Consider the following 26,937-nt stretch of genomic DNA (forward strand, 5'->3'; position numbering starts at 1 on the left):
CAAAATGTATGAAAACAATTTATAACAAGTTGTTATTTTTCTTACTCATGTTGCCGCTTACGGTTTTGGCGCAGGCAACAGTGGAAGGGGTTGTAGTCGATTCTAAATCGAATGCACCAATTCCTGGGGTAAACATCGTCGTTCAAGGGACTCAATCGGGAGTTTCTTCGGACATTGACGGTAAATTTAAAATCGGCAAACTGAAAAAAGGCGACAAATTAGTCGTTTCGTTTGTGGGTTACCAAACCCAAACCTTGTCTTATGACGGGCAAAAATCATTAAAAATTTCTTTAGTTGAAGAAGCCAACACTTTACAAGAAGTTGTAGTTCAAGTTGGTTATGGAGCTGTTAAGAAAAAAGATGTTACAGGATCTAGTACTGTGCTAGCGACTAAAGATTTTAACCGTGGAGCGAATGTAACTACTGAAAATCTTCTCCAAGGGCGCGTAGCCGGGGTTACCATTAATACAGGTGGTTCGCCTGGATCTGGATCTACTATTCGAGTTCGTGGAGGTTCTTCGCTATTTGCGAGTAATGATCCATTGATAGTTATTGATGGTTTACCGCTTGAAAATAGTACCGTTACTGGTTCAACGTCGTTTTTAGCATCTTTGAATCCAGCAACTATTGAATCGATTACCGTATTAAAAGACGCATCAGCTACTGCAATCTATGGTTCGCGCGCTTCGAATGGTGTTATTATTGTGACTACGAAGAAAGGTGGCAAAAAATTGGCGGTTGAATATAACTTCCAATATGGTAGTGGTCGTATTGTGAATACAGTAGATGTGTTTAATGCAGATCAATTCCGTGAGTTGGTGCAACAATATAAACCAAGTGAGGTTGCTGGTTTAGGTAATGCAAATACGGATTGGCAGCGTGCAATTTATCGCAGAACGGATTATTTAGATAATTCTATTTCATTACGTGGAAACTTGTTTAATTCGATTCCAACACGATTAACATTAGGAAACACCTATCAAGAAGGTTTGCGTTTAACCAATAAATTCAATCGTACAACGGTTGGTTTAGCCATGAACCCTTCTTATTTTAATGATCATTTGAAATTTAAATTGAATGCCAATTATTCTAACGAGCAAAATAGATTTGCTGATGGTGTAGAAGGTTCAGCTATTTCATTTGATCCTACACAGCCAATTTATGATGCCAATTCTCCATTTGGTGGATTTTTTGAATATAGAAATGGAAACACACTTCAAGCAAATGCCGCAAGGAATCCTGTTTCTCAATTAATGCAAACTTTTGATACAGGTTTGAGTAAACGTGTTTTTGGTAATTTTGAAGTAGATTACAAATTTCACTTTTTCCCAAAATTACGCGCAGTAGTTAATCTTGGCTTTGATGAGGCTAGAGGAGAGCGTACGCGCTTAGTGCCTACTACAGCTGGTTCTGCACCTGAAAATAATTTAATTCCATTTGGAACGAATGAAAATTCTGAAGAAATGCGTAGAAACAAATTGATGGATACATATTTTGTATACAACAATACGTTTGGTAATACTAAATTTGATTTTACCACTGGTTATTCGTATCAAAAATGGGAGTCAGATCGTTTTCAAACTAGAAATATACTAAGTCCAGTTTATGAAGGTGCTTTACGTACTGTTGATTTTGACCGCGTATTGATTAGTTATTTTGGACGTTCAAACATTTCTTATAAAGATAAATATTTGCTAACCTTAACGGTTCGTAGAGATGCATCTTCTCGTTTTTCTCCAGAGAACCGAGTAGCTTATTTCCCAGGAGCAGCTTTTGCATGGAAAATGAAAGAAGAGTTTTTAGCAAATAGTAAATTGGTTTCTGATTTGAAATTGCGTTTAGGATGGGGTGCAAGTGGACAGCAAGATGTTCCAAATAATAATGACTACATTCAATTTTACAACGTAGGTCAACAAAATTCTCAGTATACTTTTGGAACCGTTGCAACACCAATTGCTGTTTCAGCAAAAGTGAGTAATGATTTGAAGTGGGAAACCACTTATACCTACAATGCTGGAGTTGATTTTGGATTATTTGATAATAAAATCACCGGTTCGTTTGATGCTTTTTACAAGCAGTCTGATGATTTGTTAGCTCGTGTAGCTACTTCAGATGGAGGTAATTTCTCAAATACCTCTTGGCAAAATATTGGACAAATGGTAACCAAAGGTTTAGAGTTTTCAATCAGCTCTGATGTTGTAAAAACACAAAACACAAATTGGAACTTGTCTTTCAATGCCACAACTTTTGCACGTGAAGTAACTGAATTGAGTCGCGCTAAATTTATTCGAGTTGGAGGAAACGTAGCGGGTACAGGTACACAAGCCCAAGTATATCAAGAAGGTTTTGCTCCGAATTCGTTTTTAGTATTCAAGCAATTATATGATGCAAGTGGTCGCCCAATTGAAGGAGCTTATGCAGATTTAAATGGAGATGGAATTACGAATTCTGAAGATAAATATATCTACAGAAATCCAGATCCAAAGGTAGTTTTAGGGTTTGCTTCAAACTTTAATTATAAAAACTTCGATCTTTATTTCAATTTGCGTGCAAGTCTAGGAAACCGCGTGTTTAATCAAGTAGCCGCAAGTAGAGCGCAATTAAATTCTATAGACTTAGGAAGTGTTTTAAATAACGTGCCAACTTCTGTTTTAGATACAGAATTTGCGAATACTCCCGACGTTGTATTGTCTGACTATTACGTAGAGAATGGTTCGTTCTTACGTATGGATAACATTACAATGGGTTATACTTTCCCAAAATGGTTAGATGGTAAGGCATCTTTACGTTTATATACGGGTTGCCAAAATGCCTTTATTATAACGAAATATTCAGGATTAGATCCTGAGGTTGGTAATGGATTTGATTCCACAATTTACCCAAGACAAAGACAGTTTCTATTTGGAGCAAATGTTAAATTTTAAGCTATGAAAAAACTAGTAATAATCACTATGGCACTATCCTTATCGGTGTTCACTTCTTGTGAAAAAGATTTGGATGTTCAGTCTGAGAATGCATTAGACATTTCTGCAGATCAACAATATTCTACTCCCGCTGGGTACAGACAGGCTCTGGCTGGTGTTTATGGAAATCTTACATTAACGGGTACAAATGGACCTGCGAGTTCCTATTTGGAAGGAATTGATGCGGGTACAAGTCAATTTGCACGTTGTTTATGGTATTTGCAAAACTTAACTACCGATGAAGCGGTATGGAGTTATGAAAATGACGAAGGTGTTCGCGAATTACAACGTAATATCTGGACTTCAAACAACCCTATTTTATTAGGAATGTTTAGTAGAACTATGGCACAAGTAGCTTTTGCTAATGATTTTCTTCGTCAATCTACACCAGAGAAATTAGCATCTCGCGGAATTACTAATCCTTCAGACGTTGCAAATATTAATGACTATCGTAATGAAGTTCGTGTATTACGTGCTTATGCGTATTATGTTATGATGGATTTATTTGGAAAAGCTCCGATGGTTACAGAAAATAATCCGCTTGATTTTGCCGGACCGGAGTTTAATAGACAGCAATTGTATACATTTATTGACACGGAGTTAAACGCGATAATGAACAATTTAAAACCTGCACGTACAAATGAATACGGGCGTGTAGATCGTGCGGTAGCTCAAATGATTTTAGCAAAAATGTATTTAAATTCTGAAGCTTACGGGTTAACTTCAAAATACCAAGAGTGTATGAATTTATGTACTTCTATAATTGGTGGAGGCTATACATTAAATGTAAATTATTTAGATAATTTCAAAGCAGATAATCACCTTTCAAGTGAGATGATTTTCACGATTCAATCGGATGGAATTGTAACTCAAAATTATGGAGCTACCACTGTAATTATCAATGGTCAAGTGGGTTCAATTGAAAACAACGGTTCAGAATTCGGCGTTGGCGGATGGGGCGGTGCTCTTCGTTTACGTAAGCAATTTGTTCAAAAATTTGATGGTAATGCATTTGAATTTGATGCCCGTAAAACCGTTTTTGGCGGTGGAGATCGTAGTTTAGAAATTAATAATATAGCACTTCAAAAAGAAGGTTATATTTTAAAGAAATACTCGAATCGTAATTCCTTTGGTGTGCCAGGTCCAAGTAGTACTTTTGTTGATACTGATTTCCCATTGTTCCGTTTATCAGACGTTTATTTGATGTATGCTGAAGCGCAAATGCGTAAGGATGGAGCAACGAATGGTAGTTCAACTACAAGTGCGTCATCACAATCGTTAACGTATTTGAATGCTTTACGCGATCGTGCAAATGGGTATGATTTTCCAGATTTCTCTTCATCTGACGTGACTTTAGATTTTATCTTAGATGAACGTGCACGTGAATTGCACTGGGAAGGTCACCGTCGTCAAGATTTGATTCGTTTTGGTAAATATACGGGCGGATCTTACAATTGGGCTTGGAAAGGAAATGGAGTTAATGGCGTTTCTATCCCCGCTCATATGAAAGTATTTCCAATACCTGCAAATAATTTATTGGCAAATCCTAACTTAACACAAAACACAGGCTATTAATAAAATTTTTAAAAATTATGAAAAATATATCATTAAAGGCATTTGCGCTATCAGCGGTTGCTTTAAGTTTAACTTCTTGTGAAGACGATAGTAGTTTATTAATTTCAGAAGGACAAGCACAGTTTAGAATCATTGCACCGGTTGATGGTGATGCAATTTTCTTGGATAAGGATTATCCCAATAACCCAGCACTAACAGTTAGTTGGGAAGATGCAGTATACAATGGAGCTCCTACACAAGTCAATTACTCAATTGAGGTTGATAAAGACGGCGACAATTTTGACAGTCCTTACGTTTTGGGTACGAGTACAGGAAATAGTTTAACTTTCAAAGTGAGCGAATTAAATACTGCTGCAGCTACAATTGGTTTAGCTCCTAACGCTTTAGGTACGATGAATGTACGTATTAAAGCTACTATCGGAACTGTAGGTGCTGAACCGATGTTAAGTAATGTGGTAAACTATTCAGTAACACCATACCTTTCGTATTTGTTCAAAGATTATTATTTTGTAGGTGCTGCAACTGCGCCAGGATGGAATAACAACAACAACAACACACCATTATGGAGAAATCCAAGTAATTCAAGTTTATATGAATTTACAGGTTACTTTGTTGGTGGCGGTGGTGGAACATCAGAATTTAAAATCCTTGAAACCTTAGGATTGTGGCAACCACAATGGGGAACTAATGATGGTGGTGCACAAAGTGGTGCATTAGCGGGTAATCCTGCTACGCAGTCAGGTGACCCAGGGGTATTCAAAATTACAGGTCCTTCAGGATATTATAAATTTTCAATGAATATGGCTACTGGTGTTCGTACCTTTAGTATTACTCCTTATACCGGAAGTACTTCTACAACTTACTCTGTAATTGGTATGATAGGTTCTGCTGCTGGAGGTTGGGCTGATTCTAATCAAATTAACATGACTCCATTAGCATCAGATCCTCATGTTTGGTATGCTAATAATGTTGCTTTGGCTAACGGAGAATTAAAGTTCCGTGCGAATAATGGATGGACAGTAAACTGGGGTAGCAATACGGAGTATTCTGGAACGGGTACTCAAGGAGGTCCTAATATTCCTGTTACTGGAACTACTTACAATGTTTGGTTCAATGACTTAACAGGACAGTATATGTTAATTCCTGCTTCAAACTAATTAATCTATAGGAATACGGGATTGGAATTAATTTTCAATCCCGTATTTAATTTTAAATCGCTATGAAAAAGATTTTACTTTACTTCGTATTCTTCGCTTCTGTTTTTTCAGTTAAAGCTCAGGTACAAACGATTACGCCAACAGTTTCACCAAATCCATTTGAACGTAATCAAAACATTACCATTACTGTTCAAGGTTCTCAAATTAATGAAGCTACTTGGGGAGTGACAGGAAATGCACTTTATTTATGGGCATGGATGTTGGATGCAAATAATAATCCTATTGGCGATTGTCCAACTAATGGAACCTGGACTAGCTCAAGTGAAACCAATCGATTGACCTATAATTCAGCTAATGATACCTATACCATTTCGTTTATCCCAGAGGTGTTTTATTCGAATACTACTTTTGGAAAAATGGGATTTTTGGTTAAAGCTAAAGATGGAAGCGGTAATAAAAAAACAAATGATAATGTCTTTGGTGTAGGGGCTTTTCAATATACTTTAAATGCACCGTTACCCAATAGTACTACATTATTAAACAGTGGTTCTAATTTTACTATTACTTCTGTAAATACAAATGGTAATGCTGCCTATGCATTGTTTGTAAATGGAAATGCGACACCTATTAATTCGCAAAATGTTTCTTCATACACTTTTACCGATACGAATGTAACTTCGAATAGAAATTATGAGTTACGAATTACCCAAGGAACAACAACTTATATTGCTCGGTTTTCAGTAGTAATTGCAATTACACCTGTTTCACAAGCCCTACCTGCCGGTTTAGTGGATGGGATTAATTACAATCCTAATGATCCAACTAAAGTCACTTTGGTTTTAAATGCTCCTTGGAAAAGTTTTGCATATGTCGCGGGTAATTTTAATGGATGGAATCCCGATTCAAGTTATGCCATGAAGCGTGATGCTACCAGTGGTTCAACACGATTTTGGTTAGAAATAACAGGTCTTACACCTGGTCAACCGTATGCCTATCAATATTGGGTTTGCGATAATGTAAATTTACCTTTAAACTCACCTAACGTAGTAAAAACTGCTGATCCATTCTCTACTTTGGTGCTTTCGCCATTTGATGATCCAGAAATTATACAAAGAGGCGTTTTTCCAAATCTTCCAGTGTATGCAACAATAGCAGCTGGACAAACCCGTGAAGTATCTTTATTTCAAACGGGAGCTAATAATTATTTTTCTTATAATTGGAGTACTCCAACCAATACATTTGTTAAACCTAACATTAAAGATTTAACGATTTATGAAGCTTTAGTTCGCGATTTTGATTCAGATCGAAGTTTTCAAGACATGATTGATCGATTGGATTATTTTAAAAACTTAGGAGTCAATGCAATCCAATTAATGCCTGTAATGGAATTCGAAGGTAATGAGAGCTGGGGCTATAATACAGCTTTCCATCTTGCATTAGACAAACGCTATGGTCCACCAGCCAAATTGAAAGAATTTGTTGATGTCTGTCATCAAAATGGTATTGCTGTAATTTTAGATTTGGCCTTAAATCATGTCTTTGGTCGTTCACCACTTGTGCGAATGTGGATGTTGGATGCCGATGGTGATGGTTGGGGAGATGCTACTTCGACTACTACGGAAAATCCGTATATCAATCAGAATGCACGTCATGCCTACAGTGTTGGAAGTGATTTGAACCATTTTCGTGAGACAGGTCCAGGTGGAAATCTTACAAATACCTATTCAATCCGTACGATTCAACATTGGATTAATGAGTACCGAATTGATGGATACCGTTGGGACTTAACCAAAGGTTTTACAAACAATTGTACTAGTGGAGATGAAACGTGTACGAATGCTTATCAAACCGACCGTGTTGGGAAATTAAAATGGTATGCCGATAAGCAATGGGAAGCCGATGCTACTTCGTATGTTATTTTTGAACATTTAGGTGTGGGTGGCTCTGCTACTGAAGAAAATGAATGGGCAAACTATCGTTTGGGTGAAGGAAAAGGGATTATGCAATGGCGTAAAATGACAGATGATTATGCTAACATCGTTAAAGGTAATTTTGCAAATCTATCTAATGTTGCTAATGGTACCAATCGTTTTATTGGTTATGCAGAAAGTCATGATGAAGAGCGAGTTGGGTATAAAGCGCTTACCGAAGCCGGTCAAACTCAAGGAAATTTAAATAAGATGCATCAACGTCTACAAGGTATGGGTGCCCTTTTGTTTTTAGTTCCAGGACCAAAAATGATGTGGCATTTTGGTGAATTAGGATGGGAAAGTTCCTTATGGCAATGTACAAACGGATCTGTTTCTTTTTCAAATCCCGATTGTAAATTGGACACCAAACCACAACCGCAATGGGTAAATAACTGGACGGGAGATCTAAATAGAAATGCAATCTACAACGCATGGTCTCGAATGATTACCCTTAAGAAAAACGAAAATGTTTTTGAAAATGGTACTTATGCATGGAATTTTAACGAGACAGGTCGTCCACGATTGGATGTTTGGACCTCTACATCTCCACAAGCTGCATTAAGTTATGTTTTTGTTTTAACAAATTTCACAGATGCTACGTTTAATGGTGCAGCAGGTTTTCCCTATACTGGAGCTTGGTATAATTTAATGGATAATTCGCCATTAACAGTTAATAATACAAATCAATCCATTACTATAGAGCCCGGAGGATTCAGAGTTTTTGGTAACCAAGCAGTTTTAAATAATGCGGGTATTACTAAACTCGATTTCGTGAATGTTGTGCCAAATCCGACAACTGGATCGGTATTTGTTAATGTCAATTTGCGTCAACTACAAATATTTTCATTAACAGGCCAATTGGTTAAATCTTTCGAAAATGTTACTATGGATCGGGAATATTCAATTGATGAATTGAACGATGGACTTTACATTGTTCGTTTGGTTGATGAAACCGGACTATCGAAAACTGTAAAATTGATCAAAGAGTAAGTTTATTTAGTTAAGTTATTTTTTAGAGAGGCTCCAATAGGAGCCTTTTTTAATGTCTAAACTTTTACTAATCGACTTAAGTAACCCAGGCAAAATAAGTAAGCTATTAAACCAATTACTCAAAATTCAGTCTAATCAAAATAATAACTTTTTTATGCGGCTATTTCTTTTCGTATCATTAGTTCTATTTTCATGTCAAAAGGATGACAATAACAATCAATTGGCAGCCTCTCGAATAACGAAATCGATCACGTACAACAATGTAAAAGTTAATGTTGTTATTGATAAGCCTGCTGTTAACAATCCGGATGTACTTATTGTATTTCATGGAACTATTCAAAGTGATGCTCAATTAATGGTTGCAACGAATAAAGCACTTGATGAGTTTAAAAAGATCCTTAATAGGGATGACATGATGATTGTAAGTGTTGCCCATCCGCAAGAATTTATTTTATTCGGAGATAATATTGTTCAAGCAGAAGCTGCTTTGCTATGGGTAAAAAATAAAGCAAATGAAGAATTAGGGGTAACTATTGGAAAAATATTTTTAGCAGGACATTCTCAAGGTGGATATTTGGTTACGCGATTAAATACAATGCATCAAACGAATGGTGTAATTGCGAGTGCTCCAGGTCCATTAAATCTTGTTTATCGATGTGAACTTGAAGAAAATGGTCAGGTTGAAACAAGTGCAACCTGTACCAAGTTAAAAAATGTATATGGATTAACCTCTGAAAATTCTGCTGCGTATTACGAAAGGTCATTATTGAATTTTACCAATGGTTTTAAATCCGATATTATATTTGTCCAAGGATTAAATGATTCCCCAATTCAAATGCATTCGTGGCCTATTTTCAAACAAGAAATACAGAATTGCACTAATTGTCAAAACAGTCAATTTGTTGAAATTGCAGGGGGTCATAATGCACTTTTTATAAGTTCATTAAACACTATGGCCAAGCAAGAAGTTAATAATTTCATTAATTCACACTAAAGTAATGCTTACGCCTGAAAAAGGATACGTTTTAACAACACATCCAGCATTGAATCAAGAATAATGATACATAGGGGCTATTGGTCCCTTTTCTTTTGGATAAAAATTATGCCGTAAATTGTATAACGAAAAGAAAAAACCCTTGAAAATCAAAGGATTATCAAGGGTTTAAGTGGTACCTCCAGGAATCGAACCAGGGACACACGGATTTTCAGTCCGTTGCTCTACCAACTGAGCTAAGGTACCAGTGCTAATGCGGGTGCAAATATAGAATCATTTTTAATTTATCCAAAAGAAAAAACAAAAAAAATCTATTCGTACTTTTGTAGTCTAACCCAGTTGCCATGATTCTTGCACTCGATTTAGGAAATACCCAAATTAAAGCCGCTGTATTTGAGCATAATACGCTCATTGAAAAGTACTGGATTGCTTATGAAAATGCCATTGCAGCGTTGGAATCGATACTGACCAATTACCCCCAAATCGATACCCTCTGTCATAGTGCGGTGGTACACAACGAGAAATTTAATTTTTCAACCTTTAAAGATAGGTTTACTATTTACCAAATTTCTCGCGAATCTCGGTTTCCTTTTATCAATGCTTATACAACTCCAGAAACGTTGGGAATTGACCGAATGGTGCTTGCTGCTGGAGCCGTTTTGCATTACCCCAATTGCAATCGTCTGGTTATTGATGCGGGGACTTGTATAACGTATGATTTTATTAGTAATGATGATGTCTATTTGGGTGGCGCTATAAGCCCTGGACTGCAAATGCGCTACCAAGCCCTTCATCATTTTACCGACCAACTGCCCGAACTGCAACCGCAATCAATTAGTGAAATTATTGGAAATTCAACTTCAACGGCTATCCACTCTGGGGTCATCCATGGCGTATTATTTGAATTAGAAGGTTGTATTGAGCGTTACAGTGAAAAAAAAGACAACATTATCATAATTTTAACGGGTGGAGATGCCAATTTTTTGGCAGGTCATTTAAAAAACACCATATTTGCCAATCCAAATTTTCTTTTGGAAAGTAGTATTCGACTCTATGAATTTCAAAATAATGATTAAACGATTTTATATCCTAACCTGGCTGTTATTTGGTCTGGAAGTTTTTGCGCAACAAGGTACCAGTTCACCGTATTCGTTTTATGGTATCGGTGATGTTCGTTTTAAAGGGACACTAGAAAATCGTGCTATGGGTGGAATCACCTCACATGGCGATAGTATTCATGTGAATTTGCAAAACCCTGCGTATTATTCAGCTTTGCGTCTTACCTCATTTTCTGTTGGTGCAACATTCAATGCAGGACGAATTGAATCCAATACGGAATCAAGCAAAGCCCAACGAACGGCTTTGGATTATCTAGCTTTAGTGATTCCTACGAAGAAAATAGGTTTTTCGTTTGGATTAATTCCGTTTTCATCAGTAGGGTACAATGTGTATAATGTTTCATCCGATGCAATTTTAAGGCAATACTCCGGTTCTGGAGGTATAAACAAAGTTTATTTTGGGTCATCCTATGCAATCACACCCAATTTTTCTATTGGTGCCGATGTACAATATAATTTTGGGAAAATTGAAACCAAAGCAATTAATTCATTTAGTGATGTCGAATATGCTACGCGTGAAATAAACGTATCCATTGCATCTGGGGTTAATTTTAATATCGGTGCGCGTTATCAGAAGCTTATTGATAAAAAATATTTATTTTACACGAGTGCAGTCTATCGTCCAGGAGGTCAATTAACCTTGAGTAACGATCGGACCTTGACCTTGATTAATTGGGCCGGATTGGGAACTGTAGAAACCCCTATTGGAGATCCCGTAAATTATTCAGTTCCCGATGATAAAATGAAGTTACCAACCCAATTTGATTTGGGGATAGGATATGGAAAAAATAGTGTTTGGTCAATTGGAGCTAATATTTTGTATCAAAGCACAAGTGATTTTGGTGCGCGCTACAATACAATTGATAATGTCCAATTTGAACAATCCGTTCGGTTTAGTTTGGGCGGATATTTTATTCCAAATTATAAATCGTTTTCAAATTATTTAGCCCGTATTGTTTACCGTGCAGGTGTTCGCCATGAAAATACTGGTTTGGTGATCAATAACAAGTCCATAACAGACACGGCCTTTACAACAGGTTTTGGTTTCCCGATACGAGGAACATTTTCCAATTTAAATGTTTTGTTTGAAATGGGATCTCGGGGTACACAAAGCAATAATTTGGTACGCGAACGGTATTTAAATGTAGGCTTCAGTTTGTCGTTTAACGATCAATGGTTCCAAAAAAGAAAATACGATTAATTGTAAAATCACAACAATGAAAAAAATAATTGTATTGTTTGCAGTGTTGTGTACTTTTTTAAATACTACGGCACAAACCGATTCTTGTAAACTTCCCGATCAATTTGACGACTACTACCGCTATGGAAAATCAAAGGAGCTGCTGGATTTGTGGCAAAATTATGTCGCAAAATGTACCAAAATTTCCTTTTTAGAATATGCTAAAGGGGAGCAGATTTTGCAATTTGAATATGATAATGCAGCTTCAGAAAGCCGAAAAGAAAAGCAAGTTCAGCTAGTTAACTACTATATTTCTCTTCAAAAGCTGTTTCCAGAAATGGCTATCAATGCCTTGGTAAAAAGAGCCCTTTTGTTGTCAAACGATAAAGAATCCGAACCTCTTGAGCGTTATCAATTGTTGCATGAAGCACTTTTTAAAGGGGAAGCAGTTGTAGACAATCCATTGGCGTATAAATGCTATTTTGATGCGGTTTTGCAATTGGAGTCGCAAAAAAATAATTCTATAGATCTTGTAGCGGCTTATTTAAATGTTAAGAGTAAAGCTCTACAAAATGCAAAACGATTTCCTAATAAGGCAGATGAGTTTGAAAATTTAGTTCAGTATATCAGCACCCATCCTCAAATTAATGAGCGTGTAACGTGTGTGACGTTAGAAAAATATACGAAAAGTGTTTTCGAGTCAAAATCAAACGACTTCGATTTGTGTATAGCCCTTACTAACGAGATGTATGAAAAATGCCAGCGAAATCCAACATTTTTGACATTAGCTTTATACACATATCAATTAAAAGAAACGCCATTTTCATCCTATTTATTAGGAATGGCAAAGTTGTCAATGGAGTCTTTAGATCGTGCAACGCCCTATTTGTTTGCTGCGGTTGATCTTGAAGAAAATCCAGCCGTAAAAGCAGATCGTGCAAGTAATTTAGTACCATTGTTTTTGGGGTCAGATCCTGGCCAATCGGCATCATTGTTGAAGAAAGCCATGCAGGCCGACCCGAAGAATCCAAATTACCCACTTTTGATGAGTGAAATTTATCAAGCGTCTATTGTTTTTTGTGAATTTGAAGGGTTACAAGTTGATGCGGTATATTATTTGGCTTCGCAAGCGGCAGCAGAAGCGGCTAAGATTGATCCAAAATATGCTGCAGCAGCACAAAAAAAGGAGATGGCGTTTATAGCAAAAATGAAAATGCAACCATCAAAAAGAAAAAAGAATTCGGTAAATTTGGGTTGTTGGATAAATAAAACCGTCACTTGGTAATGCAAAAATGGGGTTCAGTGCTTTTTGGTATGCTAGTTTTGATCAGCATTTTGGCTTGTGAAGGCAATTTTCGCGAAGTACAAAAATCGGTTTTTTCTGAGTTCAATCCTAGTGGTGATGCCGACTCTATCCATATAAAATATACCGATTCAGGAAAAATAAAATCCGTTTTAATTAGTCCCAAAATGTTGGATTATGCCACTGTAAAATATCCTTTTACCGAATTTCCGAAAGGTTTACAAGTGACCTTGTATGATGCACAAGGGAAGCCAACATTTGTAACGGCTAAGTACGGTGTGCGTTTTAAAGATTCCGATATGATCGATTTACAAGGCAGTGTAAAAATTACCAACACATCGGGACAGGTTTTTGAAACGGAACAACTGTATTTTGATCAAAAAAATGAATGGTTTTTTACCGAAAAGCGGTATAAGTTTTCCGATCCCAAAGGAGTTTCTCAAGGTGAAGGAGTTGATTTTAGTAAAGATTTAAAAATTATTAATTCGCAACGGGTTTCCGGAATAGTCGATCAAGTTCAATAATATGAGATATTTAAACATTACAAAATACGTTTATTTAATAGCCGGTTTATTTTTCGCTTTTGACGCGGCAACACATTGGAATGAGCAACCCAAGCCTTGGGTGAGCGTTGGGATTGCTTTGGCCTCTGTTTTTCTGTTTTTCTTCAGAAATCATTTTGCTAAAAAGTTTAAAAACCGTCAAAATTCATCCGAGTCCTAAATGAATATACTCGTAATCATCATCTGTCTGCTTTTATGCGCTTTTTTTTCAGGGATGGAGATTGCTTACGTTTCTTCCAATAAAATTTATTTAGAGATAGAGAAAAAACAAGACACTTTTTTGTCGCGTATTCTCACTACGATTACTGAAAAACCTTCCAAGTTTATTGCAACGATGCTCGTTGGAAATAATATCTCCTTGGTTGTGTACGGGTTTTTTATGGGCGATTTAATCACCCAACATATTTTTTCAATGGGTTATCACTTTGATAATATCACTAATGTTTTGATACAATCGGTGATTTCTACCCTAATTGTATTGATAACTTCTGAATTTCTTCCGAAAGTTTTTTTTCAAATCTACGCCAATAGTGTAATGAAATTCTTTGCAATTCCCAGCTATGTTTTCTATACACTATTCAACTTCATTTCTTCTTTTATTATTTGGATTTCTGATTTTCTATTGAAGAAATTCTTTAAAACCGAGGGCGATTACGTACCTTCCTATTTTAGTAAAGTCGAATTGGGCAATTATATTTCGCAGCAAATGAATGCCAAAGGCGAAAATGAAGCCGTCGATTCTGAAATTCAAATTTTTCAAAATGCATTGGAGTTTTCTGGAGTGAAAGCACGCGATATCATGACACCACGTACCGAATTAGTTGCAATTGAAGTGTATGATTCGGTTACCAATTTGCGCGAATTATTTGTCCAAACGGGCTATTCTAAAATCATTGTATTTCAAAACACATTGGATGATATTTTGGGATATGTGCATTCGTTTGAACTCTTCAAAAAACCACGAACCCTAAAGTCGGTCATGATTCCAGTCGAATTTGTTCCCGAAACTATTTTTATCAAAGATGTATTAAATCTTTTGACCAAAAAAAGAAAATCGGTAGCAGTAGTATTGGATGAATATGGCGGTACATCGGGTATCATTACGGTAGAAGACATTATTGAAGAATTGTTTGGTGAAATTGAAGATGAACACGACAATGATGGTGCCGAAATAGAAGTCCAATTGGCTGAAGGTCAGTATCGTTTTTCAGCGCGATTAGAGGTGGCGTATATCAATGAAACCTATAAACTAAACTTGCCCGAAAACGATTCTTACAGTACTTTGGGAGGGCTCATTGTTGATCATTCAGAAGAGATTCCGCAAAAAGGAGACTCGCTACAAATTGCTGGCTATCAATTTCAAATTGAAGCAGCTTCAAACCGAAAAATTGAAGTTGTTCTGATGGCTGTCTTGTTGGACGAATAATTTTTTCAACTTTTTAGGTAAAATATAGGATTCGAATTGTTATTATTTCGGAGATAATCGTATTTTCGCAGACTGAAATAAAATAATAGAAATAAAATGGCAGTTTTACAGAAAATTAGAAATCGTTCAGGGTTGCTTTTACTGATCATCGGTTTTGCACTTTTAGCCTTTGTAGTTCAGGATTTGTTTACAAAAGGATTGAAAAGTCAGTCCCATGAGGTTGGAAGTGTTAATGGAAAAGATATCGCATTTGAAGATTTCAGAGTTAAAGTAGCGAATCTAGAAAAGAGTGGTCAAGGCGGACAGATGACGCAAACCCAAGCGGTTAATCAAACTTGGGAAATTGAAGTAAACAAAGCCCTTTTGGTTGATCAGTTTGATAAAGCGGGTATCCGTGTAGGCGAAGCTTATAAATTGGATGCTTTCAAAAAAGACCCAAATATTGGTTCAGCACCAATGTTTCAAACCAATGGAAAATTTGATTTGACTAAGTTTAAAGACTTTTTCAAAAACAATCCTGACCAAGCAAAAATGTTTGAGGAACGTGAAAAAGACATGGTGTTAAATGGACAATATCAAATTTACAACACCATGGTTAAAGCGGGAATGTATACTACAAAAGCCGAAGGCAAATTCAAATATGCATTAGAGCAAGACAAAGTTAACTTTGATTACGTAGGTGTAATGTATTCTTCTGTAAAAGATAGTGAAGTAAAAGTTACCGATGAAGATATCACTGCATATATGAAAAAACACGAAAAACGTTTCAAAGCAGAGGAAACGCGTGAAATTGAATTTGTGCTTGTAGAAGATAAGCCCTCTACTAAAGATCAAGAGGAAGTAAAAGAAAAATTAGTTGCCTTGTTAAATTCTAGAGTAGAATACAACAAAACTACGGGAACAAACGATACATTACCAGGTTTCAAAGACGCATCGAACCTAGCTGAATTTGTAGGGCAAAATTCTGATCTTCCTTACGATACCACTTATGTTTCAAAACAACAATTGCCTACTGAAGCTGCGGATGCATTATTCAACTTACCTACAGGTGAGATTTACGGGCCTTACATCAATAATAAGCATTACTGTTTAAGTAAAATGATCGGTCGTAAAGCTAATGATAAAGTGAAAGCGAGTCATATTTTGATTAGCTGGGAAGGAATTGATCGTGTACAGAAAAAGGAAAAAAGAACAAAAGAAGAAGCAAAAGCTAAAGCCGAGAGTTTGTTAGCACAAGCAAAAGCCAATCCTAGTTCATTTATGATGTTGGCCCTAACAAATTCAGATGACTCTTCTGCTCAACAAGGAGGTGACTTAGGTTATTTTGGGCCAGGTCAAATGGTAAAACCGTTCAACGATTTTGCATTTAACAATCCTGTTGGAACTATTGGTTTGGTTGAATCGGAGTTTGGGTATCATATTATTAATGTTACCGATAAGCAAGATGCCGTTCGTTTAGCCACAATCGCTCACAAAATTCAGCCTTCTGAGTCAACTACGAATGAAGCCTATACTAAAGCAACTCAATTTGAAATGGATGCTGCTGCTAAAGATTTTGCAGCAATAGCTAAAAAAGCCAATCTTAAAGTAGAGTCGGTTCGTGCAAAAGCAATGGATGAAGCTGTTGGTGCAGCCGGAAATCAACGTCAAATTGTAAAATGGGCATATACCGATGATACCAATGTAGGTGACATCAAACGCTTTGAAGTGGTGAATGTAGGTCACGTTATTGCTCGTTTGAAAAAAATTAATCCAAAAGGACTAACCAATATTGAAGATGCGCGCCCATCGGTAGAAGGATTGATCAAAAACGAGAAAAAAGCACAAATCATTTTAGCAAAAATGAAAGGTGGTTCGTTGGCATCAATTGCTGCGGCAAATAAAGTGACGGTTCAAAATAGTGCAGCAGTTGCTATTGATAGTCCTATGTTGCCTAATGTAGGTATGGAGCCTAAAGTGGTAGGTACAGCAATTGGTACTGGGGTAAATAAAGTTTCAGCACCTATTGAAGGAATTTCAGGAGTATATGTAGTGCAAACCAAATCAGTTACAAAAGCTCCAAAAATTGCAAAATACGATGACTATATCACTAAACTAAAACAACAAGCCATTCAAAATACAGGACGTGTTATTCCAACGTTGAAAAATGCTGCCGATATTGAAGATAATCGTTTAGAATTTTATTAATAGATGTCCAATAAATAGAAGATCCTGGGTAGTAGTTACTCGGGATTTTTTGTTTTAAGAAAGAATCATTTTGTGGTAAGGTACAACTATTGGATATCCTTTAGCTATAAAATATGCGGTTGGGTCTTCTTTAGCTATAGCCATCACAAAATCACCTCCCCAAGCTCCCAAACTTTTAATTACTCCATCAAAGTCCGCAAACAATGCTTCTTGAATGGTCATTTCTTCCAAAACATCGCTTAGTGCAATTTCATGTTCACGCAAGGCTTGTGCAAATTCTTTTGGAGTCGGAGCAGTAATTATACGTTGTGTAATTGCGTTGATGGTAGTAATTGTTTTATCAATTTCCCCTTGTTTATCCATATAGGCTGCAATAGCTGCTTTGGAACTCCGTTTCTGATTGAGATAAATAAAATAGATTTTGTTTGAAAACGATGGGGAAAAACTGATGGTTTCTACTTTAGGAAGTTCATTTTGTAGTTGATAGATTATGGGCGCGTCATGTTGCGCACAGGCCACGTCATAACCACTTCCTCCAAAACTTCGTTTTAATAAAGTAAACGCATCAATTTGTGCCCACTGAGCAATATTGTTAATCAAAGTAGACGATGTGCCCAACCCCCAGTTTTTTGGAAAACTCAATTGGGTTTCAATTTGAAATCCTTCCGATTCGAGTAAGAAATCGGTATTCATTTGACAGGCTTCGTGTAAAATTTCGATTAGCGTGTTTTTTATATCAAATGGGCCTTCCAATTGTTCTTTACGTAGGATTGAATCAAATGCGATGCTCGTTTCAAACCAAATGCTGTTGTCATGGTCAAAACTTTTCCAATGAATCTGATGATCTTTTCCGGGATAGACATGTAAACTTTGACCAAATCGAGTGGGCAACGCAAGGGCTTTTGCACCATCCAAAACAACATATTCTCCGGTGATTAGAAGTTTACCATTACTGTAAAAGGTTTTTTCCATGCTATACTTAACTATCGGCGTAATTGTTCAATTAATGCTACAACAGCGGCATGTGTAACGGTTTGTTCAGCAAAATGTGCTGCAATAATTTTTCGTTCTTCTGGAGTTGCTTGAAATTGATTTAATATGTTGTTCAAGTGCATTTTCATGTGTCCTTCTTGAATTCCAGTAGTTGTTAAGGAACGAATTGCTGCAAAGTTTTGCGCAAGCCCCGTTGCAGCTACAATTTGCATGAGCTCTTGCGCTGAGGGTTTGCCCAAAATTTCGAGAGCGATTTTTACTAATGGATGCAATGAGGTAAGCCCTCCGACTGTTCCTAAAGCCAAGGGAACATCCATCCAAAACGAGAATATTCCGTCTTCGATTTTGGCATGTGACAAACTGCTGTATTTTCCTTCTCGAGCAGCAAAAGCATGAACCCCTGCTTCAACCGCACGGAAGTCATTGCCCGTAGCCAATACTACCGCATCAATTCCATTCATGATTCCTTTGTTATGGGTTACCGCTCGGAAAGTTTCGATTTCGGCAATGGTAACTGCTTGAACAAATTTTTCGGCAAAAGCACGGGGATCATCAATTTTCTTTTCAGCCAATTCTTCAACTTTGCAGGAGACTTCAGCCCGAACCACACAATTGGGAACAAAATTGGATAAAATACTCATCACAATAGTTATATTTTGTTCGGTTTCAGTGAATGTACTTTCCAGAGAAGCTGCTTCTCGTAAAGTTTTCGCAAATTGCTCCAAACACGAGTTGATGAAATTGGCGCCCATGCTGTCTTTAGTTTCAAAAGTTGCATGTAGCTGGAAGTAATGTGCCAATTCGTTCGATTTATCGCGCAATTCAATATCCAAAATACCCCCGCCACGCTTGTTCATGTTGTGGGTTATTGATGCAGTATCGGCTAAAAGTTGCGGTTTAATTGTATCAAAAAAAGGCTGTAATTTTTCAATTGAACCGTTGAATAAAAAATGAACTTGACCTATTTTTTCAGTAGCAAGAACCGTAGTTTTAAATCCGCCCCGCGTACTCCAAAATTTAGCGGCTTTGGCTGCCGCGGCTACAACCGAACTTTCCTCGATAACCATCGGTACCGCATAATACCGACCGTTAATATTGAAGTTAGGTGCAATACCCATCGGCAAGTAAAAATTGGTTAAGGTGTTTTCGATAAATTCATCATGAAGTTGTTGCAGTTTATGATCCTGGTTCCAGTATTGTTTCAGAACTTTTTCCGCTTCCTCTGGTGTGTTAAAGTACGTTTGGGCAATCCATTGGATTTTTTCTTCTTTGGATAATTTTGAAAATCCGGATACGGCTTGATTCATTTTCAGTTGATTATCAATTTATACGACAAAGATACAGCTTCAACGAAGAGATTGATGTAATTTTTACAAAATAAAAAGCTTTGTTTACGTGTATTTTGGATAAAAAAAGGCGGTAGTTTGCATTTTTTTCATTAAAATTGAAGTCGATAACAATCAATTTTTTTGTCTATGATTAAAAGAAGTATTTTCTGGTTTTTACTCATGTTTGCCTGCCATGTTGTGGCACAACAAAAAGTATCTGTAGAAGCAATTTATTCCGGTGTATTTCGACCAAAGGGGATGGAAGAACTGCAAGCCATGAAAAACGCCAATCAGTATACGGTATTAAATACCGATCGCACCACCCAAAGCCAGCAAATCGATTTGTATGATTATGCAACGCTAAAAAAAGTAAGTACTCTTTTAGATACCAAAAATTTTACTATTCTTTCCGAGGGAATTGATAGTTATGTGTTTAGTGCAGATGAAAAGCAACTGTTAATTGCAAATAATTCGGTTCCAATTTACCGTCATTCGTTTACTGCGGATTACTTTTTATATGATTTGACTTCGAAATCATTGCGCAAAATATTAACCCAAGTTCAAGAACCTTTGTTTTCTCCAGACGGCAAAAAGATTGCTTATGTGAAGACGAATAATTTGTATGTGCTGGATGTTGCTAGTGGAACTTCAACAACAATCACAGAAGATGGCGAAAAAAATGCAATTATAAACGGAATCACCGATTGGGTATACGAAGAAGAATTTGCTTTTGTTCGGGCTTTTGATTGGAGTGCCGATAGCAAAAAAATAGCTTTTATACGTTTTGATGAGCGTCAGGTGCCTGAATTTTCGATGGATATCTATCAAAAAGCATTGTATCCAGGTCAAGAAAAGTTCAAATACCCGAAAGCAGGTGAAAAGAATGCAGCGGTTTCATTGCATATTTTCGATTTAATCGCCAATCTAAAAAAAGAAGTGAATTTATCACAATACAAAGATTTTTATATTGCGCGTATGCGTTGGACCAACGATGCTAATGTGTTATGTGCTCAAGTGCTCAATAGGCATCAAAACAATTTAGATTTGTTATTTATCGATGGGACTACAACCGCTGCAAAAGTTGTTTTAAATGAAAAAGATAATGCCTACGTCGATGTGCATGATAATTTAACTTTTTTAAAAGACAATAGCTTTATTTGGACCTCTGAACACGATGGTTGGAACCATATTTATGTATACGATAAAAACGGTAAGTTAAAAAATCAAGTGACTAAAGGGGCTTGGGAGGTGACGGCTTATTATGGTTTTGACGAAAAAACAAAATCGATTTTTTACCAATCAACGGAAAATGGTTCGATTGTACGCGATGTATATCGTATTTGTATCGATGGCAAAAGAAAAATCAAATTGAGCAAGCAGGAGGGTACCAATGCCGCGATGTTTAGTCCAAACTTTGAATATTTTATTAATACCTATTCTTCAGCAACAGTTCCACCAATGTACTCGTTACATAGCGCCAAAGAAGGTGACCAGGTACAAATGATTTTAGAAAATTCGAGTTTGACCGAAAAATTAAAAGCATACGATTTGCCTGCCAAAGAATTTTTTGTGTTAACGACAGCAAAAGGACACGCATTAAACGCATGGATGATAAAACCCAAAAATTTTGATGCTACTAAAAAATATCCTGTTTTCATGTATCAATATTCCGGTCCGGGTTCACAACAGGTGGCCAATGACTGGCTCGATACCAACGATTATTGGTTTATGCAATTGGCGCAGCAAGGGTATATCACCGTTTGTGTAGATGGTCGCGGTACCGGTTTTAAAGGGGCAGCGTTTAAAAAATGTACCCAAAAGGAATTAGGAAAATTTGAAGTAGAAGATCAAATTGATGCTGCCAAATTTTTAGGGACCTATCCCTATGTAGATTCAACGCGCATTGGTATCTTCGGTTGGTCGTTTGGTGGATTTATGGCGAGCAATTGTTTGTTCAAAGGAGCAGATGTATTTAAAATGGCAATCGCAGTAGCACCCGTTACTAATTGGCGTTTTTACGATTCGATATACACCGAACGCTATATGCAAACACCCCAAGAAAATGCAAGCGGCTATGATGATAATTCACCGATTAACCACGTGAGTAAGTTAAAAGGCAGTTTCTTATTAATTCATGGAACCGCCGACGATAATGTGCATGTTCAAAATTCGATGCAAATGATTGAAGCCTTAGTACAGGCCAACAAGCAATTTGATTGGGCCATTTATCCCGATAAAAACCATGGGATTTATGGGGGGAAAACCCGTATTCAATTGTTTAACAAAATGACCAATTTTATTAAAGAAAAATTATAATTAACCTAACAAACTAAACGAACTATTTATGAGTGAAGCAGCAGTAAAAAAGAGCCATCCTAAAGGGCTATGGGTACTATTCGGAACCGAAATGTGGGAGCGTTTCAATTTCTATGGAATGCGTGCAATTCTAACGTTATTTATGGTGAACTCCTTATTAATTAAGGAGGCAGATGCCGCAATTATTTATGGTGGATTTCTTGCATTATGTTACCTAACTCCATTACTCGGAGGGTTTATATCCGATAAATATATTGGAAACCGTTATAGTATTATGCTGGGCGGTACGTTAATGGCTATTGGGCAATTCTTGTTATTTATTAGCGCCTCAACGTTTGATTCCAGTATTGGAACTGCGAAGATATTTATGTGGTCGGCTTTATTTATTATCATATTTGGTAATGGATTTTTTAAACCAAACATCTCTTCAATGGTAGGAAGTTTGTATCCTAAACAAGAGAAAAACAAACTGGATTCTGCCTTTACAATTTTCTATATGGGAATTAACATTGGTGCGTTCTTAGGACAATTTATTTGCCCATGGGTAGGCGATGTGAAAGATGCCGAAACAGGGGTGCGTGATATTTTTGCGTTCAAATGGGGCTTTTTAGCGGCTTCGATCGCGATGGTGATTGGTACGATAACATTTTTTATCTTAAAAAATAAGTATGTTGTTACTCCAGAAGGCCGACCAATAGGGGGTTTGCCGAAACATAATGATGCGAATGATTTTGAAGAAGGGGAAACGCAAACGGCACATTTTAAAAGCTCAGCGATGGGTGCTGCAGTGGGGATTTTTGCAGTATTGTTTTTTGTGTTTCGTTATTTATTAGTTGGCGAGTTTGGTTTTTCTTCTGTTGAAATGGGTCAATTGATTAAAGGAATTATTTATCCATTTATTTATTCTGCTGGGATTTCATTAGCCTACTTAATTATGAGTTCGGCCGAAACAAAGGTGGAACGTCAACGAATTTGGGTAATTTATATCGTCTCATTTTTTATTATTTTCTTTTGGGCAGCTTTCGAACAAGCCGGTTCGTCTTTGACATTTATTGCCGATAACCAAACGGATCGTAATATTTTCGGCTGGAATATGCCTCCTTCTATGGTACAAATTTTTAATGGAGTGTTTGTTGTCATGATGGCACTACCCTTTAGTTTGTTGTGGGATAAATTAAGAGCGTCTGGAAAAGAACCGGTTTCGCCTTTAAAACAGGCATTTGGATTAGCGTTTATTGCATTGAGTTACTTTATCATTGCTCATAATGTAAAAGATTTAGGGAATTCAGGTTTGTTGGCAATTAAATGGTTAATGTTACTGTATTTCATTCAAACCTTAGGGGAATTGTGTTTATCGCCCATTGGATTGTCGTTGGTTGGAAAACTGGCTCCTAAGCGTTTTGCTTCTTTATTGTATGGAGTTTTCTTTATTTCCAATGCGGCAGGGTATGCTTTAGCGGGTTCTTTGGGTGCGATTATTCCTGCTACGGGAGATAAGTTTGAGAAAGCCGAAAAATTAGGTTTCAATTTACAGGATGTTTTAGATAAGAAAGTTACCCTAACTCCCGATCAAATTGCTTTATTTGAGAAAGAACAACTTCCTATTTCAAATACTTCCTTCGCTGGATTTGAAATTCACAACCTCTATGAGTTCTTTATGGTATTTGTGGTATTGTGTGGTATAGCGGCTATTATTTTAGCGGTTTTATCTCCTCGATTGAAGAAAATGATGCACGGGATCACATAATTCGATTAAAAATAATTTTATATCTTTCAAACCTACAAGCGACACTTGTAGGTTTTGTTTTTTAAATACAATTAACTATGTGGAAAAGTCATCCTAAGGCGCTGCCTTATTTGTTTTTATCAGAAATGTGGGAACGTTTTGGTTATTATTTAATGATCGGGATTTTTACGCTTTATTTAAAAGATGTAGAAGCTGGATTTGCCATGACCGAAAAAGAATCTGCCGATTTGTATGGTACCTTTATCGCTTTGGTTTTTTTGACGCCGTTTATTGGAGGATTAATTGCCGATCGTTATTGGGGTTATAAAAAATCGATTGTCATTGGCGGACTTATGATGGGAGCCGGGTATATGCTCATGGGAATTCACAGTATGCCTATGTTGTATCTCGCAATGACGTTGGTAATTCTTGGAAATGGGTTTTTTAAACCGAATATTTCTACATTACTAGGGAATTTCTACAATGACGACCACTATAAAGACAAGAAAGATGAGGGGTATAATATCTTTTATATGGGTATTAATGTGGGAGCTTTTATTTGTAATTTCTTTGGTGCTGCATTTAAAATTCTATTCGGTTGGCAGTATGCATTTATGGCGGCCGGTGTCGGAATGTTAATTGGGGTCATTGTCTTTTTATTGGGTTCCAAACATTATGGGGATAAAGTCGAGAAAAAAGGTGAACAGCCTGGCGACATGCCCTTCAGTAAAATTGTATTGTATATTTTATTGCCCTCAGTGGTTTTTGGCGTTATTGGTTGGATGTTAAAAGGAACGTATTCGGATACCAATACCGACAGTTATATCTTTGGTTCTGATAGTACGGATGCTTTTATATTTGCTTGTATCCCCGTAATTTTCTTTTACGGAAGTTTGTATTTTAAGGCCAAAGTCGAAGAGAAGCGTCCGATAGGAGCCTTACTTTCTATTTTTGCGGTTGTAATTTTGTTCTGGGCGGTTTTCAAATTAAACGGTTCGGCTTTAAATAATTGGGGTGATAAATATACCGATCGTGAATTAACGGGTACAGCTCAACAAATTGGTTCTAAATTAGTATTAGTAGATACCTTGCACTATAAAAAAGACAGTGTTGCTTTATATGATGACTATTTCCGTATTCAAAAGAAAGACGGGGAAGTGGTTAAAACGGTCGATTATCCCTTGTATTTCCGCAATGTGGCTCCTGAGAAAAAGCCACAAGAAGCAACTTCGGTCTACACTTGGTCGTCCAATTTAAGTCAGTCGATTAATCCCGGGTGGGTCATTTTATTGACACCTTTGGTCGTGGCCTTTTTTACGTTTTTACGTCACCGTCAAAAAGAACCAACAACGCCCACCAAGATCGCATTTGGCTTATTAATTTCGGCCCTATCCGTTTTAGTAATGGTTGCAGCCGTGAAAGCGGGTCAAAATGGTGCTGAAAAGGTGTCTGTTTGGTGGTTGGTGGCCAACTATGGTGTAATCACCATTGGGGAACTCTTTTTGAGTCCGATGGGTTTATCTGTAGTGTCCAAATTAAGCCCGAGGAACATTACTTCGTTAATGATGGGCGGATGGTTTTTAGCTACTTCTATTGGAAATAAGTTGTCGGGAGTTTTGGCGAGTATGTGGGATAGTTATGAAGATAAATCCAATTTCTTTTGGATAAACTTTACCTTGTTGCTTTTTGCAGCTACTTTAATGTTTGTCTTATTAAAACGATTAAACGCCGTAATGCGTGAAAATGGAATTCGCTAATGGAACCACTAACAATAGAACAGATTCAAGATTTTAAAGGAAAATACCCGAAACAGTTGTGGTATTTATTTTTTAGTGAAATGTGGGAGCGATTTAGCTTCTACGGTATGCGTGGAATGCTCGCTGTGTTTATGGTGAGCCAACTCGATATGAGTGAAACGACCGCCAATTTGCAATACGGTGCTACCCAAGCTTGGGTTTATGCCTTTACTTTTATTGGAGGTTTATTTGCCGATAAAATTTTAGGCTTACGCCGATCTTTGTTTTGGGGTGGTCTTTTAATGATTATTGGTAGTATTATACTTGCGGTAAGTCCGAAAGACTTGTTTTTTACCGGAATCGGATTTACCATTGTAGGTACTGGATTTTTTAAACCCAATATTTCTTCAATGGTAGGTCAATTGTATCGCGATAATGATACTAGACGCGATGCAGGATTTTCTTTGTTTTATGCTGGGGTTAATTTAGGCGCACTAATTGGGGGATATATTTGTATTGCGGTTGCTAATGGAAATTTGTGGAGTACTTTTATTCCGGAGCAATTACGTTGGAATTATGCATTTGGCTTCGCCTCAGTAGTTATGATTATAAGTTTATTAACTTTTACGCAAACTCAAAAAAGTTTAGGTAATATCGGACTTTCACCGCTAACCAATTGTGAAGGGTCAAAGCGAAAAATTTTGGAGGTTGGAACCTATATAGCCTCGTTGATTTTTATTCCAATCATTATTAAAATGGTTGCCAATACCACTTATACCGATTATTTTATGATGGTAATTGGTCCCTTATCGGTGGTCTATCTGCTTTATGAAATGAAAAACTTTTCAAAGTCGGAAAACCTCAAGCTACTAGCAGCGCTAATATTTATTATTTTCTCTATTTTCTTTTGGGCTTTTTTCGAACAAAGTGGGGGTTCCTTGAGTTTGTTTGCAGCAAATAATTTAAAAAATACAGTCGGTGGTATTGAATTAGATCCTAACGGGGTCAATAATTCGGCCAATTCACTTTTTGTAATTGTTTTCGCAGCTTTAATTGGAATGGTATGGATTTGGATGGCAAAAAAGAAAATCGAACCCAATACAGTTGTGAAATTTGGACTCGGGTTTTTATTTCTAGCTGGCGGTTTTTGGGTGTTTTATTACACACAATTCTTCGCTGGACCCGATGGAAAAACCTCTTTAGACCTATTTACATTCGGTTGGTTTGTGATTACGTTTGGAGAATTGTGTCTATCCCCAATCGGAATGAGTGCCATGACCAAATTATCGCCTCAAAAGACGCAAGCCGTTATCATGGGAATGTGGTTTTTAGCCAGTGCCTATGGCCAATATTTTGCAGGTCTATTAGGTGCAGGAATTGCAGAAGCTTCAGAAAATGCTACCAATAGTCAA

General features: G+C 36.9%; 18 protein-coding genes and 1 tRNA gene. 16 read left to right on the forward strand and 3 right to left on the reverse strand.

All coding sequences use genetic code 11. The features are described 5' to 3' along the window. The first annotated feature begins 8 nt into the window (after positions 1–8). The 5 genes from Q0039_RS04280 (at position 9) to Q0039_RS04300 (ending at position 9,649) form a co-directional block, all read left to right on the forward strand. Positions 9–2,924, forward strand: a complete 2,916-nt coding sequence (locus Q0039_RS04280; RefSeq protein WP_297509596.1) for a SusC/RagA family TonB-linked outer membrane protein — start codon at positions 9–11, stop codon at positions 2,922–2,924. 3 nt (positions 2,925–2,927) lie between these two features. Further along, the gene (locus Q0039_RS04285) at positions 2,928–4,538 is read left to right on the forward strand and encodes a RagB/SusD family nutrient uptake outer membrane protein (protein WP_297509599.1); all 1,611 of its coding nucleotides are present in this window, start codon (positions 2,928–2,930) and stop codon (positions 4,536–4,538) included. Between the two features lie 17 nt (positions 4,539–4,555). Further along, the gene (locus Q0039_RS04290) at positions 4,556–5,695 is read left to right on the forward strand and encodes a SusE domain-containing protein (RefSeq protein ID WP_297509602.1); all 1,140 of its coding nucleotides are present in this window, start codon (positions 4,556–4,558) and stop codon (positions 5,693–5,695) included. A gap of 62 nt (positions 5,696–5,757) precedes the next feature. After that, entirely contained in the window at positions 5,758–8,655 is a 2,898-nt protein-coding gene (locus Q0039_RS04295; RefSeq protein ID WP_297509605.1) for an alpha-amylase family glycosyl hydrolase, read from the forward strand. A 154-nt stretch (positions 8,656–8,809) separates the two neighbouring features. Continuing rightward, the gene (locus Q0039_RS04300; protein ID WP_297509608.1) at positions 8,810–9,649 is read left to right on the forward strand and encodes a hypothetical protein; all 840 of its coding nucleotides are present in this window, start codon (positions 8,810–8,812) and stop codon (positions 9,647–9,649) included. A gap of 173 nt (positions 9,650–9,822) precedes the next feature. Here Q0039_RS04300 and Q0039_RS04305 read toward each other — a convergent pair. Beyond that, positions 9,823–9,895 (reverse strand) — tRNA-Phe (locus tag Q0039_RS04305). 98 nt (positions 9,896–9,993) lie between these two features. Between Q0039_RS04305 and Q0039_RS04310 the strand changes: the two genes are divergently transcribed. From Q0039_RS04310 to Q0039_RS04340, 7 genes are all read left to right on the forward strand, one after another. Beyond that, positions 9,994–10,725, forward strand: coding sequence for a type III pantothenate kinase (locus tag Q0039_RS04310; RefSeq protein WP_297509611.1), 732 nt, complete (start codon positions 9,994–9,996; stop codon positions 10,723–10,725). Next, positions 10,718–11,968: a hypothetical protein gene (locus Q0039_RS04315; RefSeq protein WP_297509614.1), complete on the forward strand. Its 1,251-nt coding sequence runs from the start codon at positions 10,718–10,720 to the stop codon at positions 11,966–11,968. Before Q0039_RS04310 ends, Q0039_RS04315 begins: the two co-directional genes overlap by 8 nt. Positions 11,969–11,984: 16 nt before the next feature. Next, positions 11,985–13,232 carry a hypothetical protein gene (locus Q0039_RS04320; protein ID WP_297509616.1) on the forward strand — a complete coding sequence of 416 codons (1,248 nt, stop codon included), beginning with the start codon at positions 11,985–11,987 and terminating at the stop codon, positions 13,230–13,232. After that, entirely contained in the window at positions 13,232–13,774 is a 543-nt protein-coding gene (gene lptC / locus Q0039_RS04325; protein ID WP_297509619.1) for an LPS export ABC transporter periplasmic protein LptC, read from the forward strand. Before Q0039_RS04320 ends, lptC begins: the two co-directional genes overlap by 1 nt. Position 13,775: 1 nt before the next feature. Beyond that, a complete protein-coding gene (locus Q0039_RS04330; protein WP_297509621.1) occupies positions 13,776–13,973 on the forward strand; it encodes a hypothetical protein in 198 nt (65 codons plus the stop codon). After that, positions 13,974–15,239: a hemolysin family protein gene (locus Q0039_RS04335; protein WP_297509624.1), complete on the forward strand. Its 1,266-nt coding sequence runs from the start codon at positions 13,974–13,976 to the stop codon at positions 15,237–15,239. Between the two features lie 96 nt (positions 15,240–15,335). Then, positions 15,336–17,426 (forward strand): peptidylprolyl isomerase, encoded by a 2,091-nt coding sequence (locus Q0039_RS04340; RefSeq protein ID WP_297509627.1) that lies wholly within the window; start codon positions 15,336–15,338, stop codon positions 17,424–17,426. A gap of 54 nt (positions 17,427–17,480) precedes the next feature. Here Q0039_RS04340 and Q0039_RS04345 read toward each other — a convergent pair whose 3' ends face one another. Both Q0039_RS04345 and Q0039_RS04350 read right to left on the reverse strand, forming a co-directional pair. Then, positions 17,481–18,398: a GYDIA family GHMP kinase gene (locus tag Q0039_RS04345; RefSeq protein ID WP_297509630.1), complete on the reverse strand. Its 918-nt coding sequence runs from the start codon at positions 18,396–18,398 to the stop codon at positions 17,481–17,483. An 11-nt stretch (positions 18,399–18,409) separates the two neighbouring features. Next, positions 18,410–19,726 carry a hydroxymethylglutaryl-CoA reductase, degradative gene (locus Q0039_RS04350; RefSeq protein ID WP_297509633.1) on the reverse strand — a complete coding sequence of 439 codons (1,317 nt, stop codon included), beginning with the start codon at positions 19,724–19,726 and terminating at the stop codon, positions 18,410–18,412. A gap of 168 nt (positions 19,727–19,894) precedes the next feature. On the opposite strand from Q0039_RS04350, the gene Q0039_RS04355 reads away from it, so the two are divergent. The 4 genes from Q0039_RS04355 to Q0039_RS04370 form a co-directional block, all read left to right on the forward strand. Further along, positions 19,895–22,063, forward strand: a complete 2,169-nt coding sequence (locus Q0039_RS04355; protein ID WP_297509636.1) for a S9 family peptidase — start codon at positions 19,895–19,897, stop codon at positions 22,061–22,063. A gap of 28 nt (positions 22,064–22,091) precedes the next feature. After that, complete coding sequence (locus Q0039_RS04360) at positions 22,092–23,810, forward strand: peptide MFS transporter (RefSeq protein WP_297509638.1); 1,719 nt, start codon at positions 22,092–22,094, stop codon at positions 23,808–23,810. Between the two features lie 77 nt (positions 23,811–23,887). Next, positions 23,888–25,546 carry a peptide MFS transporter gene (locus tag Q0039_RS04365; RefSeq protein WP_297509639.1) on the forward strand — a complete coding sequence of 553 codons (1,659 nt, stop codon included), beginning with the start codon at positions 23,888–23,890 and terminating at the stop codon, positions 25,544–25,546. Further along, a partial coding sequence (locus Q0039_RS04370; protein ID WP_297509642.1) for a peptide MFS transporter occupies positions 25,546–26,937 on the forward strand: 1,392 nt, incomplete at its 3' end. The genes Q0039_RS04365 and Q0039_RS04370, both read left to right, overlap by 1 nt.

The organism is Flavobacterium sp. (assembly GCF_027484945.1).
Lineage (GTDB): Bacteria > Bacteroidota > Bacteroidia > Flavobacteriales > Flavobacteriaceae > Flavobacterium.

Coding starts and splice junctions, on each gene's coding strand:
- Q0039_RS04280 (WP_297509596.1), top strand. CDS start 9: ATGAAAACAATTTATAACAAGTTGTTATTTTTCTTACTCATGTTGCCG.
- Q0039_RS04285 (WP_297509599.1), top strand. CDS start 2,928: ATGAAAAAACTAGTAATAATCACTATGGCACTATCCTTATCGGTGTTC.
- Q0039_RS04290 (WP_297509602.1), top strand. CDS start 4,556: ATGAAAAATATATCATTAAAGGCATTTGCGCTATCAGCGGTTGCTTTA.
- Q0039_RS04295 (WP_297509605.1), top strand. CDS start 5,758: ATGAAAAAGATTTTACTTTACTTCGTATTCTTCGCTTCTGTTTTTTCA.
- Q0039_RS04300 (WP_297509608.1), top strand. CDS start 8,810: ATGCGGCTATTTCTTTTCGTATCATTAGTTCTATTTTCATGTCAAAAG.
- Q0039_RS04310 (WP_297509611.1), top strand. CDS start 9,994: ATGATTCTTGCACTCGATTTAGGAAATACCCAAATTAAAGCCGCTGTA.
- Q0039_RS04315 (WP_297509614.1), top strand. CDS start 10,718: ATGATTAAACGATTTTATATCCTAACCTGGCTGTTATTTGGTCTGGAA.
- Q0039_RS04320 (WP_297509616.1), top strand. CDS start 11,985: ATGAAAAAAATAATTGTATTGTTTGCAGTGTTGTGTACTTTTTTAAAT.
- lptC (WP_297509619.1), top strand. CDS start 13,232: ATGCAAAAATGGGGTTCAGTGCTTTTTGGTATGCTAGTTTTGATCAGC.
- Q0039_RS04330 (WP_297509621.1), top strand. CDS start 13,776: ATGAGATATTTAAACATTACAAAATACGTTTATTTAATAGCCGGTTTA.
- Q0039_RS04335 (WP_297509624.1), top strand. CDS start 13,974: ATGAATATACTCGTAATCATCATCTGTCTGCTTTTATGCGCTTTTTTT.
- Q0039_RS04340 (WP_297509627.1), top strand. CDS start 15,336: ATGGCAGTTTTACAGAAAATTAGAAATCGTTCAGGGTTGCTTTTACTG.
- Q0039_RS04345 (WP_297509630.1), bottom strand. CDS start 18,398: ATGGAAAAAACCTTTTACAGTAATGGTAAACTTCTAATCACCGGAGAA.
- Q0039_RS04350 (WP_297509633.1), bottom strand. CDS start 19,726: ATGAATCAAGCCGTATCCGGATTTTCAAAATTATCCAAAGAAGAAAAA.
- Q0039_RS04355 (WP_297509636.1), top strand. CDS start 19,895: ATGATTAAAAGAAGTATTTTCTGGTTTTTACTCATGTTTGCCTGCCAT.
- Q0039_RS04360 (WP_297509638.1), top strand. CDS start 22,092: ATGAGTGAAGCAGCAGTAAAAAAGAGCCATCCTAAAGGGCTATGGGTA.
- Q0039_RS04365 (WP_297509639.1), top strand. CDS start 23,888: ATGTGGAAAAGTCATCCTAAGGCGCTGCCTTATTTGTTTTTATCAGAA.